This is a genomic window from Silvimonas amylolytica (assembly GCF_014645555.1).
GTDB lineage: Bacteria > Pseudomonadota > Gammaproteobacteria > Burkholderiales > Chitinibacteraceae > Silvimonas > Silvimonas amylolytica.
In genome coordinates this window covers 19,153-38,262 of sequence record NZ_BMLY01000010.1, presented here as the reverse complement: position 1 = coordinate 38,262, position 19,110 = coordinate 19,153, and the positions used below count along the sequence as shown (strand labels likewise).

The following is a 19,110-nucleotide window of genomic DNA, read 5'->3' as shown; positions in this document are numbered from 1 at the left end:
TTACAACACGCCCAGCGTGAACGCTTTGAGCGTCGCTGCTGCGCGCGTGCTGCACTCCAGTTTGCGGAAAATGCTCTCCATATGTGTGCGCACGGTGCTCGGGCTGATCACCAGCGCGCGGGCGACTTCCTTGTTGCTTTCACCCAGGCTGATCCGGCGCAGGACATCCGTTTCGCGCTCGGATAACAGAGTCGATGCCTTGCGGGTGGGCGGCGCTGACTGTCCGGTGGCGCAGGCAATCAGGGTATCGACGGTGGCGGTATCCAGTCGGCCCGCAGCGGCCTGAGCGCGCAATACCGTGGCGGCTTCTTGCGCGGTACACGCGGCCCGCCAGGGGCGGCGCGACACCAGCGCACACCAGGCCACGACAGCAGCCAGTATCCGGCGCTCAGTCGGGATCGCCTCTGCGGACACGCTGCGGAAATACCCGCTGCCATCCAGCCGCTCATAGGCGTACGACGCCAACTCCGCTTCAGCGGCCAGCGCCGCCGTGTGCTGCGCAGCGCGGCGCGTCCAGTACGGCACCAGCCGCACGCGTTCCCACGCGGCGTAATCCAGCGGGCCAGAGGTATTCCACAAGGCATTGGGCAAGGCGGCACGGCCGATATTATGAATAAGCCCGGCGCGGTACAGCATGTGGCTTACCGCGGGCTCCAGGCCCAGCGCGGTGGCTACGGCGTGCGCCAGCGTGGCCACCTGACGCGAATAACCAGCCAGCCAAGGCAGTTTAAGGTCGGCAATATCGGCCACCAGCTCCAGCGCCACAGGCTGGATGGTTGCGTTGAGCGCGGGCGGCAGCAGCGAGCCCGCCGTGCTGAAGGCATCCAGCTGCGCGAGCCAGTCACCCGCATGCCCCAATAGCAGCGCGGCCAGTTCCGCCGGGTAAACCTGCCCGGCGCGGCCTTCAATCAATTGCACTGCACGCGGCAAACCATGGGCACGACTGAGGATTTCCAGATCGCTGGCCAGCGCCACGATATAAACCGCCAAGGGGACCGCATCGCCCCGCAACACGCCCGGCAAGCCGTGGCCGTCGTAGCGTTCGAAGGTATGACGCAAGGCGCTTTCAATACACTCGCCCAGATCCAGCATACGGGCTATATCCCCGGCCACCTCGCAGTGAATCTGCGCCATTTCCGGCATCTGGCTTTGGGCTTCGGCATTGAGCGGGGGCAAGGTCAGCGCCATCATCGCTTCGCGCCCGCCGACGTCATCCCCCAGGATGCGCTCAAACCCGGCTGCGTTGGCCGTACACCCGGACCAGCGCAGCAGCGCAGCGATCTCGACCGCAGTCACAATGTCTTCATCACATCCGGCGGCACGCGCCAGCGCCATCGCCAGCCAGGCCGTGCGCGGAGACTGATCCGTAGCGCGGCCCATACTCAAGTCGCCAATAAAGGCAATCGCCACAATGGCATCTCTGGCCGGGATCAACGCTGCGTTACCTGCATCAAATGACTGCATCAAATACGTCCGCTTGCCGATGGGTTGCCGTCACAAGACATGAAAGCGGATGGAGACGCGCATCGGATATCCGACCGATGTTGCCCTGCCCCCGCCCTGCGCATACTTCGTCCTGTCTTGTACACAAACACAACCCAAGGAGATTCATCATGACTGCCCGTACTTTCATTTCTGCTGCTGTTGCCACACTTGCCTTGTCCGCTGGCGTTGCTCACGCTGCCGATGCCGCCAAGGCTGACGCCCCCACCGTCGTGATCGTGCACGGCGCATTTGCAGACGGCTCTGACTGGTCCCGCGTGATTCCGTACCTGCAAGCCAAAGGCATCAAGGTGACTGCCGTACAAAACGGCCTGGATTCCTTGTCTGGCGATGTGACCGCTGCCCAACGTGCCATTGCCAATGCGCCTGGCCGTGTCGTGCTGGTCGGCCACTCCTGGGGTGGCACCGTGATTACCCAGGCCGGTAACGACCCCAAAGTCGCCGCACTGGTCTACGTCGCTGCCTTTGCACCGGATGCCGGCCAATCCACTGCAGATCAAGGTACGCAGTATCCGGTTCCGGAAGGCATCAAACACTTGCAAGCCGATGCTGCGGGTTATCTGTCGCTGTCAGCGGATGGCGTTGCCAATTTCTTCGCCCAGGACTTGCCACGTTCTCGTACTGACGTGATGGCGGCGACCCAGGGCCCGATCCAGTCCAAGGCCTTTGGCGAGAAAGTCACTGCTGCTGCCTGGAGCACCCGTCCGAACTGGTACATCGTGTCGTCCAATGACCGCATGATCCAGCCAGATCTGGAACGCGATTACGCCAAGAAGCTGAACGCCAGAACCACCGTGCTGCCATCAAGCCATGTGCCGCAACAATCGCACCCGGAAGAAGTGGCCAAGGTCATTATCGACGCTGTGCAAACCGTCGCAGCCAAATAAAGAGGCCAGCAACAACAAGGCGGACCGCAAGGTCCGCCTTTTTCATACTTTATATTTCATTGCGAATTCAGAATTCCTGCCTGGCTTCAGTGATTTCCACCGGCACGGCAAACACATAACCTTCGCTGCGCACGGTCTTGATAAAGTCAGGCTCGCGCGCATCATCGCCAAGGCGCTGACGCACGCGGCTGACCAGAAGGTCGATGGAGCGATCAAACAGATCAGCCTCCCGCCCCTGTGTGAGGTTAAGCAATTGATCGCGGTTCAACACCCGCTGCGGGTGATCGACAAACGCACGCAGCAGGCGGTACTCCGCACCACTTAACGCCACCACCGTGCCATCCTGGTCCACCAGGTGACGTGCCGTGGTATCCAGCCGCCATCGACCAAAGGTCAGCACCTGCGCCGCTTCGGTGATCTGCAAATTGGGCGGCAACATGCGGGTACGGCGCAGCACGGATTTGATGCGCGCCAGCAGCTCACGCGATGCAAACGGCTTGGTCAGGTAATCATCCGCCCCCATTTCCAGACCCAGCACGCGGTCGGTTTCATCATCACGCGCGGTCAGCATCAGAATGGGCACGAGCTTGTGCTTGCCGGCGCGTAGCTCCCGGCACAGGGACAAGCCATCTTCACCTGGCATCATGATGTCGAGCACGATCAGATCAACCGGGGTGACCTCCAGAATGGCGCGCATATGGCGGCCACCTTGCGCCACAGAGACGCGCAGGCCGTTCCTGGTGAGATAGGTCGAGACGAGTTCGCGGATTTCGCGGTCGTCATCCACGACCAGAATGTGATCGATATGGGTATCCATGAGCGCCTTCAAATGCAAACAAACGGCACAACCGCCGACAAAATGGCAGTGTACGGAGCAGATCCGGCTGGCGTGTGTTGCATTGTAGTGAGTGCCGGAATTTGTACACTATGGTACAGAGCAATGACACAGGCATTGAGGGCGGCGGGTATGCCATTCGGCCGAGAGCCGGCTCTACGCCCCCGCAGACGTCAGCTCGCGTAGCGCAGACTTGCAGTCACGAATGATGCGCCCCCTGTCCGTGCTCGTTCTCGCGCGCAATGGCGACCAGCACTTCATCCCGGTACTTCTCTGAGAGATCCAGCGGCGCCAGCAAAGTGGCGTAGCTGGTATTGGGCAAGAAGTGGTGCAGCGCGATGATGTCCGACGGGATAGCGGGGTTTTCCGGATCGCTTTGCAGGTGGCGGGCTGTGTCGTTGGCAATGCGGGCGATATTGGCACGAATGTTGTCGACACCCTTGATCAGCATGGCGATCAACGGCGGCAGGTGCCAGGCAGCGGCCAGAGAGAGTGACAGTGTCTTGAAGGCAAAACCGGCCACCTGTTGCTGCGCTTGCAGTGTTCTGGTGGCGCGGCCACTGGCCATTTCATCCTGCACCGCCAGCGGGATTTCCGGGGCGAAATGCCACAGCAACATTTCGCCCATTTCCGCCAGTAACGCGGCCAGTGCCACTTCTTCTGGCGATATATCCGCCCGCCAGCCGGCCCATTGCCGTGCCAGGACACCGGCGCGAGCACAGCGGGATTCGCTCAGCAGCAAACCTTCTTCATCCTCGTTGCAGACCGGGGCATCCGCAATCAATGTGATCAGGTTGTCGGTGCCCGTATGCAAAATGGCCGAAAGCGGCGTGGTGCTCTCGCGCCCCAGATGATGTGAGCGATGGGCTTCGGCGTAGCGTAATAACCGCAGCGCCAGGAATGAATCACTGTTGGCCAGTTCAACAAGGCGTTTGGGCGCAACGGTGTCGGCATGCTCGACGAGCAGGTCCAGCAAACCTTTGGTCCGTGGCATCACGGGGAGTTCCTGCACTTTGAGATAGTGCGTCCACTGCTCTACATCCCAGTGTTTCTGGGCGCTGGTGAGCATGATCGTGCCTCGCTGGGGGCCGGGAATAAGGAAAACGACGCCAGAGCGGCGGCTTGCCAGGCGGCTCGCCTGCAAACCCGCGCCTTGCTCTAACCTCTAGTATCACACTCCAGATTAACTTGTGGATAGCCGACGTGCGCCGGAGCGGTTTTTCCACAGACCGGGCCCGCTAGCGCCAGGGCGTTTGCCGCCAACGCTGCCAGTCGGTTATCAGGATGACGGCCCAGGCACTGAACAGATCAACGCTGCCTCCCGCGGGTGCCGTCCCGTCGGGGTCGGCTTGTCCACCTGGCGCGGTCTGTTCCGGGACAAAAGACGCGGATGACAGCAGCAGCGCCAGCACAGCGGCGATCAGCATGGGTCTATGCATCTTGGGCAAGATGCCGTGCACTCCGGTCGGTTGCCCGCAAGATCGCGTCACCTTGCCCACGCCCGCTGGCATCAACTGCGCGCATCTGCCCCTCCACCCAGCACCTTGAACAGGGTCACGCGGTTGGTCGCCTCGCTCAGTTGCAGCGAAATCAGGTCTTGCTGAGCGCTGTAGAACGTACGCTGGGCAACGAGCGTCAGCAGGTAGCTGTCCACACCGTTTTTGTAACGGGCATCGGCCAGGGTGTAGCTACGTTGCGACGCAGACACGAGTGCGCGCTGGGCATCAAGGCGTTCATCCAGCCGGGCGCGCACTGCCAGCGCATCCGAGGTTTCCTGGAAAGCGCTCTGAACGGCTTTTTCATATTGCGCCACGGCGATATTGCTGGAGATTTTGGCGACGTCCAGCGAGGCCTGTAGCGCGCCCGCGTGGAAGATCGGCACGGAGATCGTCGGCACGAATGACCAGGTCCGCGTGCCCGCACTGAACAAGGTAGACAAGGCGTCACTGCCCACACCGGCAGAGCCCGTCAGCGAGATGGTCGGAAAGAACGCGGCGCGCGCAGCGCCGATATCGGCGTTGGCGGCTTTGAGCGTGTATTCGGCAGACAATACATCCGGGCGCTGCAACAAGACGCTGGAGGACATATTGGCCGAAACCGGTGCCAGCGCGACGGCGTTGTCATAAGCGGCGGCGTCCGGCAACAAATCCGCCGATACAGCGGTACCGACCACCAGATCCAGCGCATTGCGGGCTTCATCCAGGCTGGTCGCGTAGCTGGCGACATCCGCCCGCGCGCTTTGTACGCTGGCTTCAACCGTGACCAGGTCGGTGCCGGCTACCGCGCCAGAATCATGCATTTGCTGCGTGAGCGTCAGCGTTTTTTGCTGGCTTTCCAGTGTCTGTTTCGCCAGGGCCACACGTTGCTGATACGAGGCGACGGTCAGCCAGTCACCAGCGACTTCTGCCACCAGACTCATCCGGGTACTGCGCTGTGTTTGCGCTGTAGCCAGATACGTTTGCAGGGCCTCATCATTCAGGCTGCGGATGCGGCCAAACAGATCCAGCTCCCAGCTGCTGAAACCCACGGTGGCCGTGGCGCTACGGCTGATGCTGGTTTTGCCGTTATTGCTCGTTGCAGACGTGGTTTGCGCGCCAGTGCCGTCAATCGAGGGCAACGAGTTAGCGCGCTGGATTTGATACTGTGCTCGTGCTTTTTCGATATTAAGTACGGCTACACGTAGATCCCGGTTGTTCTCTAGCGCCAGTGCAATCACTTTACGCAGGCGTTCATCCAGGAACACATCATGCCAATCCATGCTGGTCAGCGACGTCGCCGGTTCAGACACCGCCGTGGCGGTCGGGAATTGCGCCGGTACGGGTGATGCAGGCTGGGTGTATTGCGGCGCCATGCTGGCGCATCCGGCCAGGATGCTGGCACAGATCACGCTCAGCAACAGGCGGGGGAAACGGTCAAACTGGATCATGGTGTGCATCCTCATGCGCGGTGTGCTTTTTTTTGCCCGGGAACAGGCTGCGCACGATCACGTAAAACAGCGGAATAAAGAAAATACCCAAGAGCGTAGAGGTCAGCGTGCCGCCAAACACACCTGTACCCAGCGAGTGCCGACTGCCAGACCCCGCGCCGGTGCTGACCACCAGCGGCAAGACACCCAGCAGGAATGCCGCAGAGGTCATCAAGATCGGACGCAGCCGCTGGCGGGCGGCCTCAAGCACAGCAGTAGTCACGCTGGCGCCTTTCTGTTCCAGTTCGCGTGCAAATTCCACGATCAAAATGCCGTTCTTGGCCGCCAGGCCAACCGTCGCCAGCAAGCCGACCTGGAAGTACACATCGTTGTTCAATCCGCGCACGGTGGTGAACAGCAACGCGCCGACAATCCCGATCGGGACCGCCAGCATCACCGAAAACGGAATCGACCAGCTTTCATACAACGCAGCCAGGCACAAGAACACAAACAGCAGGGAGACGGCGTACAGCAGCGGTGCTTGCGCCCCGGCTTGCTGTTCCTGATAAGACAAGCCGGACCACGAATACCCAAACCCCGCCGGCAGTTGCTTCACCAGCTTGACCATCTCTGCCATCGCAGTGCCGGAGCTAACGCCCTGACCCGGTTCACCGCTGATTTCCATGGAGGCCGTGCCGTTAAAGCGGGCCAGCGTGGCGGCGGCGTAGCTCCAGCCGCTGCTGGCAAAGGCCGAAAACGGCACCATGGCGTTATCACTGTTGCGCACGGACCAGCGGTTGATGTCTTGCGGCAGCATGCGTGCGTCGGCCCCGCCCTGTACGTACACCTTCTTGATACGGCCTCGGTCGACAAAGTCGTTCACATAGGTGCCACCTGCGGCTGTGGCCAGCGTGCTGTTGATATCACTCTGGGTGAGGTTGAGTGCGCCCGCTTTGGCGTCGTCGATCTTCACGTCAAACGTCGGTGTGTCTTCCAGACCGGCGTAGCGCAACGCGTTGAGCCTGGCGTCGCTGGCCGCGAGCGAGAGCAGTTTTTGTTTTGCCGCAACCAGCGCATCGTGTCCGGCGCCGCCAAAGTCCTGGAGTTCCATGGTAAAGCCCGTGGATTGGCCCAAGCCCGGAATGCCCGACGGGGCAAATGCAAAGATCTGCGCATCCGGGTGCTGGCTCATCATGGCGCGGGTAATACGCATACCAATTTCCGTGGCGCTGGCCTTGCGCTCGTTCCAGCCCTTGAGCTTGATAAACGCCATGCCCGCGTTCTGACCGCTACCACCCATGCTGAAACCGGATACCGCCATCATGGTGCTGACTTCAGGTTGCTTGCGTACGAAGTCCGAGACCTGATTGACTACTTTCTGGGTTTTTTCTGCCGTTGTGCCAGGCGGCAATTTGACGGAAACCATCAACTCGCCCTGATCTTCTTCTGGCAGAAACGAGGTGGGCAGATGCCAGAACAACACGCCCATCAGCGCGATCAGCACGACATACATGCCAATCCCCATCCGGCGATGTTTGATGACACGTTCAACACCGTGTTCGTAGCGTTTGGCGCTACGCTCAAAACAGCGATTGAACCAGGCAAAGAAGCGCCCCAGTACGCCCGGTGCGCTGACATGCCCCCCTTTAACAATCGGGGTGAGCAAGGTGGCACACAGCGCCGGGGTCAACGTCATGGCGACCAGCACTGACAACATCATGGCTGATGCAATGGTCACGGAGAACTGGCGGTAAATCACGCCGGTAGAACCGCCAAAGAAGGCCATGGGCAGAAACACGGCGGTCAACACCAGCGCAATACCGACCAGCGCGCCAGTAATCTGCGACATCGATTTGCGCGTCGCCTCTCGTGGCGTCAAGCCTTCCACGCTCATCAGGCGCTCAACGTTCTCCACCACCACAATCGCATCATCCACCAGCAAACCAATGGCCAGCACCATGCCAAACATGGTTAATGTATTGATGGAATACCCCAGGGCGGCCAGCACGCCGAATGTCCCCATCAGCACAACGGGTACGGCAATGGCCGGGATCAGGGTCACGCGCCAGTTCTGCAAGAACAGGTACATGATGGCCACAACCAGAATCACCGCCTCGATCAGCGTTTTGACCACTTCTTCGATCGATATCTTCACGAACGGCGTGGTGCTGGACGCAATCTTGTAGCTGATGCCAGTGGGAAAATACGGTTTGAGCTCATTGAGGCGCGCTTCCACGGCTTTGGAGACCGCCATGGCATTGGCGCCGCTGGCCAGCTCAATGGCAATGCCGGAAGCGGGTTTGCCATTGAAAAGACTAGTGACGGTGTAGTCTTCACTACCCAGTTCAACCTGCGCGACGTCCGCCAGCCGCACCACCGCGCCCGCATTGCTGGATTTGACGACAATCGCCTTGAATTCATCGACTGTTTTCAGGCGGCTGCGCGAGGTGATGGTCGCGTTCAGCGCCTGCCCTTTGGCGGCCGGCAAGGCACCGAGCTGCCCGGCAGAGACATCCGCATTTTGCGCTTCGATTGCGCTGATCACGTCTGAGGGCATCAGCGAATATGTGCGCAGTTTCTCCGGCGACAACCAGATGCGCATGGCGTACTGCGACCCCAGCACCTGCACATTCCCCACGCCAGACACCCGGCTGATCGGGTCCTGAATGGTCGACACCATGAAATCGGCGATATCCTTGTCGCTCAGGCTGCCATCGTCCGAAGTAAAGGCCAGAACCTCAAAAAAACTGCCGGCAGAAGACTTGCTGACCGACAAACCGGTCGCCTGCACCGAGGAGGGCAACATGGCCTGTGCTTGTTGCAGTTTGTTCTGTACCTGCATCTGCGCGACATCCGGATCAGTCCCGGCCTTGAAGGTAAGTTGCACCTGCGCAGAACCCGAAGACGAACTGCTGGACGACATGTACATCAGGTTATCCAGACCTGTCATTTGCTGTTCAATCACCTGGGTGACCGAGTTCTCGACCGTCTGGGCCGAGGCCCCGTCATAGGTGGCGCGAATCGAGACCGTGGGCGGTGCAATGTTCGGGTACTGTTCAATCGCCAGGGTAAAAATGGACATCGCCCCTGCCAATGTAATGACAATGGCAATAACCCAGGCAAAGATCGGACGATCAATAAAGAAGCGTGACATGGTGCGTCCTTAACCGGCAGTGGCAGGTTGGCTGGCCGGTGGCACAGAGGCCGTATCACCCGCACTCAGTACCTCATGAACCAGAACCGACTGGCCACCACGCACATTGCTGCCACCTTCCAGGATGACCCGTTCGCCCGCCTGTAAACCGCGGGTAATCACCCACTGGTCTTTCTGCGCGTCACCGGTCTGCACCACACGTTCAATCACCTTGCCATCCGCCCCCACCAGCTTGAGCGTCGCTTCGCCCCTGGTATTGCGCGTCACGGCCGACTGCGGGACCAGAATCGCCTTGTCATTGAGCGCCATGGGCAGCACAGCCTGTACGTACATGCCCGGCAACAGTAGTTTGTCCGGATTGGGCACCAGAGCGCGCAGAGTGACGTTACCGGTGCTGGTATCTACCGTCGCACCGACAAACTCCAGCGTGCCCTTGCGGCTATACGTGCTGCCGTCTTCCAGTTGAATCTGTACCGGCACTTTGCCGCGGACATTGGTGAGCTGACCGCGATCCAGTTGTTGACGCAGCGCCAGCATTTGCGCGGCAGACTGGGTGACGTCCACGTAGATCGGATCAAGCTGCTGAATGGTCGTCAACGCATTGGTCTGGCCGGCGGTCACCAGCGCGCCCGGCGTGTACGTAGAGGTGCTGATGCGACCGGAAATCGGCGCGGTGATGCGGGTGTAATCCAGGTTGATCTTCGCCGTTTTCAACGAGGCCTGCGCAGCCACGACGGCAGCCTGGTTCTGCCGCAGCGTCGCGACGGCGTCGTCCAGATCTTGCTGGCTGACGGCGTCTAGCTTCACCAGGTTTGCATAGCGCTGCGCTTTGGGCTGGGCAGAAAGCACGGCAGCCTGTGCAGAATCCAGATTGCCCCTGGCATTGTCGTACGCAGCTTGATAGCTGGCGGCATCAATCTGGTACAGGACCTGACCGGCCTTGACGTCCTGGCCCTCTGTAAACAGCCGTTTCTGAATGAGGCCACCCACTTGCGGGCGTACGTCAGAGGTCATGAACGCCACAGTGCGCCCCGGGAGCGTCTGGCTCACGGCCAGCTTCTGGGTGTGTACAGTCCAGACGCCCACCTGGGCTTCTGGCATTTGCGGGGGGCGCTGATCGGAACACGCGACCAGCCATAGCAAGGCGGGAATCGCCAACAGCCGCAGGCGTGGGGCAAGAGTGAAAACTGAACTGGAAAACATGTGCTGCATCCGCCGGGTAGAGGTAAATGGTCAGCACACACCGTAAGCGCACAATGTGGAGCGAATATGGAGTTTTGTCCGGGACGTGGACTTCTACCGCACACCCATGTATTTCTTGAAAAAGCCAAACAGATCATCAGGAGTGGGACTGCATTATGAAACCGGGGCTGACTGCCAAGCTGTTCATTGCCATTCTGGCCTCGTGCGCCGTGGTCTTGCTCGTCAACGGCGTCTTGGGGCGGATCAGCTTCGAGCGCGGGTTTCTGGGGTACCTCAACGATCAGGGGCTGGAACGCATGCGCGCCGTCGTCCCCCGCCTGGAAGCCGCTTACGGCCAGCATGGCAACTGGGATTTCCTGCACAACAATATGCAAGGCTGGTTTGACTTCATGCGCCCCTCCCCGGGTGAATGGCACATGAAAGAATCCCCGCCGATCTCTGACCAGACCGGCGCGGTGCCGCGTTTTGCCTTGCTCGACCAGAACTACCACCTTGTCATCGGCAACCCGGACGCCAGCCGGCAATCCATCCTGTTGCCGGTCGTCGTCCAGGGCCGCAATGTAGGCTGGATGGCTTTGGTGCCGTTTCAGCAAGCCATTGCTGCAGGTGATGTCCGTTTTTTCAATGCCCAGCTACAGCTGTGGTGGCAGATTGGCTTGTTTTCGGTCATTGTGGCCGCGCTGCTGGCCGGCTGGCTGGCGCGTACGCTGCTGCGCCGCCTGTACGGCCTGACCACTGCGACCCATCAGCTCGCCACGGGCAATTACAAAACCCGGGTAGTCGATGACTCACGCGATGAAGTGGGTGGCCTGGCCCGAGACTTCAACCAGCTAGCCCAGGCCCTGGAGCACACCGAACGGTCACGCCGCAATTTCATGGCGGATATCTCGCATGAACTGCGCACGCCGCTGGCCGTCATGCGCGCAGAGGTTGAAGCCATGCAGGACGGCATCCGGCCAATGAGCGCAGAGACATTGCAATCCGTGGCCTCACAGATCCGGCAACTGGGCAAACTGGTCGACGACTTGCATGACCTCTCGTTAACCGATGTCGGCGCCCTCACCTACCGGCGCGAACAACTGGATATCCGGACACTACTGGAAAGCACACTGGTGCCCTTGCAAGGACGCTTTACGAAAGCGGGTCTGGCGCTGACCTGGCAGCTGGACTTCGATATTGGTCTTATCTATGGTGATGAGCGCCGTTTGCAGCAGTTGTTCACAAATTTACTGGAGAACGCGCTGCGATACACCGATGCCAGCGGCGCGGTGAAGGTGCACGGTTGGGTAGAGAAAAACCGGTTGATCGTCACCATTGACGACAGCGCACCGGGGGTTGATCCCCAAAAGTTGCCGCGCTTGTTCGAGCGGTTTTACCGTGCCGAAACCTCCCGCAACCGCAACAGTGGTGGTAGCGGACTGGGGCTGGCTATCTGCCGGAATATCGTGGAAGCGCACGATGGGCAAATTGATGCCCAAGCCTCGGATTTGGGGGGCTTGCGCGTGACCGTTGCGCTGCCGGAGGCTGCATGAGTGACAGCAAGATCCTGATTGTAGAAGACGAGCCCAGCTTGTCCGGCATCCTGCGGGATTACCTGCAAGCGGCGGGTTACACCTGCGCACAAGTGTTTGATGGCGCAGAAGCCGTGGTGCAATTCAAGGCATATGCCCCAGATCTGGTTCTGCTGGATCTCGCTTTGCCTGGCAAAGATGGCATGGATATCTGCCAGGAAATCCGCGTCTTTTCTGATACCCCAATCATCATGGTCACGGCCCGGGTCGAGGAAGTAGACCGGCTTGTGGGGCTGGAAACCGGCGCAGATGATTATGTCTGCAAACCTTATAGCCCGCGGGAAGTGGTGGCGCGCGTCAAAGCGGTTTTGCGCCGTCATCAGCGCGCGCCAGGTGATGCCGTCGCAGCGGGCCTGGTACTTGATGAGGCCGCCGGCCGCGCCAGTTTGTTCGGGCAAGATCTGGGTCTGACCCAGGTCGAATTTCGCCTGCTGCGCACGCTGGCCTCAGAGCCCGGACGCATCTACTCACGCGATCAATTGATGGATCATCTTTATCTGGACCGTCGCGTCGTGACAGACCGTGCCGTGGACAGCCACGTCAAAAACCTGCGCCGCAAACTGGGCGAATCGGGTGATGCCTGGATTCACTCCGTCTACGGCGCGGGTTATCGCTTCGAGAGCTGATTGCTGCCAGCCGCTTGAAGCGGCTTGCGTGCGGGCCCGCCAGACACACTGGAAAACCCGTCGTCGAGCGTCTTCAGAAACGTCACAATGTCGCGGATTTCCGCATCACGCAGCACCGGTTTTGTGGGGTTGTGGTTAAACGGCGGGTCCGTGTGGTCAACGTTGACCCGGTAAGCCACCGGGAGGTCGTTGTAGGTATCGACCTTGCCGCCGGCCTGCCGCGGGAACCACTTTTTGGCGTTGCTATCGCGTTCGCTGTAAAAGCGCACGGCGTCTTCCATTGTATGGAAAACCCCATTGTGAAAGAACACGCTCCGGCCGGCCGAGTTACGCAGCGTAGGCGTTTTGAACATGCCGCAATACTGCGTTTCTTTGGCCATGTCCGTGCGCATCGGGCCGCACAAACCCATATCGAAGTAGGCCGGGTCGCGATTGGCGGGGATGTCCATATTGCGCGGTAAACCCAGCGCAACGAACGAATAATCTGTAAACGCCGCAGGCCGACCGCCAGGGCCAGGAGACGCAACATGGCACTGCGCGCAGTTGCCTTTGTCCGGATCACTAAATGCCGTCAGCCCGCGCAATTCAGCCGGGCTGAAGGTGGCATGGCCCGACATGACGGCGTCAAACTTGCTGGTGAACGGGTGAAAGCTGGGGTCTTCGGTTTCAAACGCTTCCAGGGCTTCGCCAGCATGAACAAACGCTTTGGCCGGATCAGCCCAGACGTTGGCACCATAGACGCGCGCAAAATTGTTGGCGTACGGTGCACGACGCAGTTTGGCCACCACGGTTTCCCGGCTGGTGTTGGCCATTTCATTGGGGTTGAGCATGGGCATTGCCATCTGCTCTCGCAAAGAGGGCATGGACCCGTCACGCATAAAGCCGCCCGTCGGGCCTTCGTCGTCGCTGTCTTCTGAAGCCGGCACGTAGTAATGGCGGGTAAACAGCGGCGTGAACGTCAGATAGCGCAGCGAAGGCACGGCACGGGCGCCGGCGTGTTTCATGTCGGCACCCCCCGGTTGCACCGCCAGCCCGTTGGTTGGCCCGTAGGCGTGATCAGGGCTGTGGCAGGTGGCGCATGACATCTGGCCGGAACCCGATAATGTCGCGTCAAAGAAAATCTGCTTACCCAGTTCGGCAGCCGGGCTGAGCTTGTCAGGCACGGTCGGGTAGCGGACCCAGGCCGATGGCTTGGGTTTGGGCGAGGGAGTCGGCGTAGCGCCCGATGCGTGACCACAAAACAACAGAAAACCCGCCGCGAAGGCGGCGGGTGCAAAGGTCTTCAAAGTCATGGATACCAATCAGAAGTTGAACATGGCCATCAAATCACCCACCGCCGTCTTGTTGGTTGGCAGATAGGCTTTTTGCGCTTGCACCGGGTTGGGCAGACGGTCACGGCTGCGGTTGGAGAGCGGCGAGAGCTTCCAGTTACGCTCAATGAATTTCAGCACCGAGGCGTGATCGTAGTAGGTGTGATCAACCATGCCAGCGCGGGCATACGGCGACACCACGATCATCGGGATGCGCGGGCCATCACCAAAGAAGTCCAGGTTCTGGATCGGGCCGGTATCAAAGTGGCCGCCGCCTTCATCGGTGGTGATCAGGATGGCGGTATTGGCCCACAGCGTCGGGTTGGCCTTGACCTCATCGACGATGTGCTTGAGGTAAGCCTCAAGGTCAGCTGGCGCGGAGTAACCCGGGTGGCCGCTGGCCAGGTTCTTGGGCACCACATAAGACACAGCGGGCAGCGTGCTGTTGGCCACATCGTGATCAAACGTCGTCAGGTTGACGAGGTTTGCCTTGAGTGCGGCGTTGGTCATGATTTTGCTGGAGGCCACCAGCGGATCACCAATCACGTTGTACTGCGCAGCGATGGCGCTCGGGGAGAACTGGGCCAGTATGCCCGGGTTCGCCCCCACGTAGGCCACGGCCTGGGTTTGCGTCATGCCCTGCTGGGCCATCAAGTACGAAATCGCCAGCAGGGTGCTTTCTGTCGTCACGTCAGCCGCATCACGCCCGCCGGTATACCACTTCCAGCTGATGTTTGCGTTGGCCAGTGCTTCGGCAATCGTCGGCACGGTCTGCGGCGGGTAGTTGTAATTGTTGGGGCCAATCGGGTTGATGGTGCCGTCTGTGGCATAACCCGGGTTGTAGTTGTTCACCAGGTAATACTTGCCGGCATCACAGTTACTGGCCACGCCCTTGGCCGTCAGGAAACCCAGAATGGCTTGAACGCCCGGCTGGCTGGCATCGCCACAGCCCACGTAAGAGCCGCCCGAATACCCATCCTGCGTATAGAAGTTGTCCGTGCCCGAGGTCGGGTCCGGGTTCGGGTTTTCGATCTGGTTGGCCGGAGGCGTGGCAACGGCACCGGCGTTATTGAAGTAAGGCATGTCCCCGGTTGCAACCTGGAAGAAGTTCATGCCCGTGCCGCCCATGACGGACTGGTGATAGTTGTCGCTGATGGCGTAGGTTTTAGCCAGCGTATTGAAATACGGCGCGTCACCGGCGGACATATTCATGAAGCCCATCAATTCGCCACCCTGGGCCGGGTTGGACGGTGTAATGCCCGAGGTATCGCCCCCCTGGCCGGTCTGCGCGGCCACCCACATGAACATATCCAGCTTGCTGTTATCACCACCGGTCTGCTGCCACATCTGGAAGAAGCGATGGACCGGGTCACCGGTCGCAGCGCTCAGACCCAGTTGTGCGCCCAGCGCGGAGGAATCCTGCTGGGCGTATGGCACATACTTGCTGATCTGGAACGGACCATTGGGCAGGTTGGCCGGGAAACGGGTGTCAGCCACGCCGCCGGCGGTGCTCAGTGAGGAAAGATCAACAATGCCGATCTTCTCTGGCTGCAGCAAAGTGGCATAGGCGTTGCCACGGGTCGGGTTCAGCGTATAGGTGGTCTGGGTCGTGCCCTGACGTTGTGCGGCCTGGGCAAAGTTCGGGCCCGGCGTCCCATCGGCATTGACGATCCCTTGCGACAAGAGGTTCTTCACCGTTTGGTCAGAGGTGGTCTGGTAGGTTCCGAACAAACCGTCGAATGTCTGGTTTTCAGCCACGATCACAATCACGTGCTTGATCGGGGTGGTGGTCGCACCGTTGCTGATGCTCTGGGCCGCGACAATCGGGCCATTCGCCAGCGGATTGGGCATTTTGCCCGTCAGCGGCAACTGCAATGTCTGATAGGTGCTGGAGCCGTCTGCGGCCACCACCTGGCCATTGGCATCAATGCGTTGGCCGACGCTGATCGTGTTGTTATGTACCGTGATGTGCGCAATCTCGAACAACTTGTCGAGCGCCGAACCAATCTGGTAACTGGCGCCGACAGGATCATTTACCGCGCTCGAGGGGACACCCAGCGCGGTGAAGAGCGGCTGCAACACGGTGTCTACATCTGTGGCGGCCTGCGCAATGCTCGTGGCCGACAGGTTGGCTGCGGTCATCTGTGCAGCGGTCGGCACGGTCGTCAGCGTCTGACCCAGCGCACGCTGCGTCACCAGCGAGGTCAGCGGGTTCAGATTGGCCACCGTGGTTGTACCAGACGAAGCCAGAATGGCTGACAACACCGCCGGCGAGCCATCGGTATCGTTCACCGGCACGGTGAGCACAAAGGGAGCCTTGCCGCCTTTGAAACTCAACGTGAAGTTACCATTGGCATCGGTCGTACCAGTTTGTACCGTGGTACCCGTGGCGTCAGTCAGTGTGACCGGCACACCGACCACCGCAACACCCTGGGCCGCAACACCAGAAATGGTCTGCTGGGACGCGGAAGGAGACGAGGCAGATGAAGAAGAATCGCTACCACAGCCCGCAAGGGTCAGCAGGGCAGCGGCACAGGCAAGGGTCAGGAGAGTGGGTTTCATGTTGTCGGCGAAGTAATGGAAATAGTTATTCGCCAATACGACAGAACCACCGCTTGTACTGGCCGGCAGATGGTTGCAACTTTGTGTGTCATCACCGTGAATGGGATGTGTCATCGCAGTGAAGGATGTGTGACCTGCCCATTTGGGTTGCTCCCGGATGTTTGCCGCTGCTCCAGATCGGGCCGCGGCCATGCCTGGTACCAAAATGTCGCGTCTGGATGCCTGCGAACCCATGCAATAAAACACCCCGAATCACTGATTGCACCTGTGTCAGAATCGCGTTGTATTACATCCGGTTCTTTTGTTTGTTCCGCCATTGCCCTGTTCACCACCCCACACACTCAAGTATTCATGCTGGCTTGCTACAATTTCCCATTCCCGGTGACACACCGCTCCCAGACCTCCCCAGGACAAGATTGAATGCTGTCGGGCAGTTACAACCCTCTCCTTGTTTTGCTTTCCATCCTGGTCGCCATTCTTGCCTCTTACACGGCACTGGATATGGCCGGCCGTCTCGCCATGAGCACCGGCCCCGCGCGCCGGTGGTGGTTGGCAGGCGGCGCGACCGCCATGGGCATGGGTATCTGGGCCATGCATTTTGTCGGCATGCTGGCATTCAGCCTGCCTATTGCGCTGGGTTACGATCCGCTGTTGACCGCCCTCTCGTTGCTGATTGCCGTTTCTCTCTCGGCCTTTGCACTCTGGCGGGTTAGCCAACTGGCGTTGCCGCTACGCAAACTGGCTACCGGTGCATTGCTGATGGGCGCGGGTGTGGCCGCAATGCATTACACCGGCATGGCGGCCATGCGCATGGCGCCGGGCATCCAGTACAACCCTGGCTTGTTTGTGCTGTCGGTGTTGATTGCCGTCGGGGCATCCGGCGCTGCGCTTTGGGTGGCACACCACTTGCGCACGCAGGTACACGGCGCGCGGGCGTTGCGCGCTGCGGCGGCCGTAGTGATGGGGGCGGCGATTTCCGGCATGCACTACACCGGCATGAGCGCCGCAAGGTTCCCGTTGGGCAGCATCTGCACTGTCGCCCGCGGCGGGATGCAGGCCAACTGGCTGGCGTTGATGATCATCATCGTCACGCTGCTGGTTCTGGGTATGGCATTGCTGATTTCGGTGCTCGACATGCGCATGGCCGCCCGTACCGGGGCGCTCAGCAACTCGCTGGCACTGGCCAATGAGAAACTCGCCTATCTGGCCTTGCATGACAACCTGACCAAGTTGCCCAACCGCATGCTGCTGGAAGACCGTCTGACCCATGAACTGGGCGTCGCGCAACGCGATAACACCAGCGTTGCGCTGATGTTTCTGGACCTGGATGGTTTCAAACCCGTCAACGATGCCTATGGTCATCATGTGGGCGATTTGTTGTTGATTGAAGTGGCCAACCGGATCTCGGCACGGGTCCGCCAGCGCGATACCGTTGCCCGCATCGGTGGGGATGAATTTGTAGTTCTGGCCGGGATCAACGATCCCGCCGACGCGGGCGCGCTGGCAGAGTCTTTGCTGGAAGAAGTCCGCAAGCCGTTCATTGTCGAAGGTCTGCAACTGGGGATCTCAAGCAGTGTGGGCATCGCGCTGTACCCGACAGACAGCCTGAACCAGCACGATCTCATGACCCATGCCGATACGGCGATGTATCACGCCAAGCACGCAGGTCGGGATGCCTACTGTTTTTTTGAAACCTCCATGAACGTGAATGTTCATCGGCAATTGCAGCTGGTGCAGGATTTGCGTCAAGCGGTCAGCCGCCATGAACTGGTGCTGCATTACCAACCCAAATTCAAGGCCCCGTTGGGCCCGATTCTTGGCGTGGAAGCACTACTGCGCTGGCAGCACCCTCAACTGGGTTTATTGCAGCCCAGTGAATTTATCGAACTGGCCGAAAAAACGGGACTGATCGTACCCGTCGGTGCCTGGGTGCTGAACGAGGCCTGTCGGCAAATGGCGCAATGGCAAGCAATGGGTGCCGCGACGTCCTCCGTGGCCGTCAACCTCTCGGCCGTACAGTTTGGTCATCCGGGACTGGTTGATACGGTACGGGAGGCACTGGAACGCAATCGGCTGGACCCTCGCCTGCTCACCCTGGAGATCACCGAATCGACCGCCATGCGCGACGCAGCGGCCAGCGTGCATATTTTGCAGCAACTGCGGGACATGGGCCTGCAGGTATCGATAGATGACTTCGGGACCGGTTACTCCAGCCTGCTCTATCTCAAACGGCTGCCCGCCAATGAACTCAAGATTGATCGCGCCTTTGTCCGGGATCTTGCGCAAGACACCGAAGACGCAGCGATCGTTTCCGCCATTATCGCGCTGGGTCAGACGCTCAATTTGCGTATCGTGGCCGAAGGGGTCGAAACCCACGAGCAGCGCGATTTCCTGACCAATCTGGGCTGTGATTCTTTACAGGGCTATCTTCTGGGTAAACCCAAGCCGGGCAGCATGCTCCCGAGCCTGATGCTGCATGACGATGACGAGGACATGTAATCCATGTCTGATTGCCTTGGTGAGCCGCTCAACCCGGTCTTTTCCTGGGCATGAT

General features: G+C 60.0%; 13 protein-coding genes. 4 read left to right on the top strand and 9 right to left on the bottom strand.

Going from position 1 to position 19,110, the window contains the following annotated elements; translation table 11 throughout:
• A complete protein-coding gene (locus IEX44_RS19755) occupies window positions 1–1,464 on the bottom strand; it encodes an HD domain-containing phosphohydrolase (RefSeq protein ID WP_188698295.1) in 1,464 nt (487 codons plus the stop codon).
• Between the two features lie 149 nt (window positions 1,465–1,613).
• Here IEX44_RS19755 and IEX44_RS19750 point away from each other — a divergent pair, with 149 nt between their 5' ends.
• A complete protein-coding gene (locus IEX44_RS19750; RefSeq protein ID WP_188698292.1) occupies window positions 1,614–2,390 on the top strand; it encodes an alpha/beta fold hydrolase in 777 nt (258 codons plus the stop codon).
• A 67-nt stretch (window positions 2,391–2,457) separates the two neighbouring features.
• On the opposite strand, the gene IEX44_RS19745 is transcribed toward IEX44_RS19750, so the two are convergent.
• The 6 genes from IEX44_RS19745 to IEX44_RS19720 all read right to left on the bottom strand — a co-directional run bounded on the left by IEX44_RS19745 (window position 2,458) and on the right by IEX44_RS19720 (window position 10,487).
• Window positions 2,458–3,207: a response regulator gene (locus IEX44_RS19745; protein WP_188698289.1), complete on the bottom strand. Its 750-nt coding sequence runs from the start codon at window positions 3,205–3,207 to the stop codon at window positions 2,458–2,460.
• Window positions 3,208–3,424: 217 nt separating this feature from the next.
• A complete protein-coding gene (locus tag IEX44_RS19740; protein WP_188698287.1) occupies window positions 3,425–4,294 on the bottom strand; it encodes an HDOD domain-containing protein in 870 nt (289 codons plus the stop codon).
• Between the two features lie 169 nt (window positions 4,295–4,463).
• Window positions 4,464–4,652 (bottom strand): hypothetical protein, encoded by a 189-nt coding sequence (locus tag IEX44_RS19735; RefSeq protein WP_188698284.1) that lies wholly within the window; start codon window positions 4,650–4,652, stop codon window positions 4,464–4,466.
• An 83-nt stretch (window positions 4,653–4,735) separates the two neighbouring features.
• Complete coding sequence (locus tag IEX44_RS19730) at window positions 4,736–6,151, bottom strand: efflux transporter outer membrane subunit (RefSeq protein WP_188698280.1); 1,416 nt, start codon at window positions 6,149–6,151, stop codon at window positions 4,736–4,738.
• Entirely contained in the window at window positions 6,138–9,284 is a 3,147-nt protein-coding gene (locus tag IEX44_RS19725; RefSeq protein ID WP_188698276.1) for an efflux RND transporter permease subunit, read from the bottom strand. Before IEX44_RS19725 ends, IEX44_RS19730 begins: the two co-directional genes overlap by 14 nt.
• Before the next feature lie 9 nt (window positions 9,285–9,293).
• Complete coding sequence (locus IEX44_RS19720; protein WP_188698273.1) at window positions 9,294–10,487, bottom strand: efflux RND transporter periplasmic adaptor subunit; 1,194 nt, start codon at window positions 10,485–10,487, stop codon at window positions 9,294–9,296.
• A gap of 155 nt (window positions 10,488–10,642) precedes the next feature.
• Here IEX44_RS19720 and baeS point away from each other — a divergent pair, with 155 nt between their 5' ends.
• Together baeS and IEX44_RS19710 are read left to right on the top strand one after the other, a co-directional pair.
• The gene (gene baeS, locus IEX44_RS19715) at window positions 10,643–12,019 is read left to right on the top strand and encodes a sensor histidine kinase efflux regulator BaeS (RefSeq protein ID WP_188698270.1); all 1,377 of its coding nucleotides are present in this window, start codon (window positions 10,643–10,645) and stop codon (window positions 12,017–12,019) included.
• Window positions 12,016–12,684, top strand: a complete 669-nt coding sequence (locus tag IEX44_RS19710) for a response regulator (protein WP_188698267.1) — start codon at window positions 12,016–12,018, stop codon at window positions 12,682–12,684. The genes baeS and IEX44_RS19710 overlap by 4 nt, the downstream gene beginning before the upstream one ends.
• On the opposite strand, the gene IEX44_RS19705 is transcribed toward IEX44_RS19710, so the two are convergent.
• The gene (locus tag IEX44_RS19705) at window positions 12,666–13,976 is read right to left on the bottom strand and encodes a cytochrome-c peroxidase (protein WP_188698264.1); all 1,311 of its coding nucleotides are present in this window, start codon (window positions 13,974–13,976) and stop codon (window positions 12,666–12,668) included. The genes IEX44_RS19710 and IEX44_RS19705 overlap by 19 nt on opposite strands.
• 9 nt (window positions 13,977–13,985) lie before the next feature.
• Entirely contained in the window at window positions 13,986–16,556 is a 2,571-nt protein-coding gene (locus IEX44_RS19700) for an alkaline phosphatase family protein (RefSeq protein ID WP_188698261.1), read from the bottom strand.
• 420 nt (window positions 16,557–16,976) lie between these two features.
• Between IEX44_RS19700 and IEX44_RS19695 the strand changes: the two genes are divergently transcribed.
• Window positions 16,977–19,055 carry a putative bifunctional diguanylate cyclase/phosphodiesterase gene (locus IEX44_RS19695; protein ID WP_188698259.1) on the top strand — a complete coding sequence of 693 codons (2,079 nt, stop codon included), beginning with the start codon at window positions 16,977–16,979 and terminating at the stop codon, window positions 19,053–19,055.
• Window positions 19,056–19,110 lie beyond the last annotated feature (55 nt).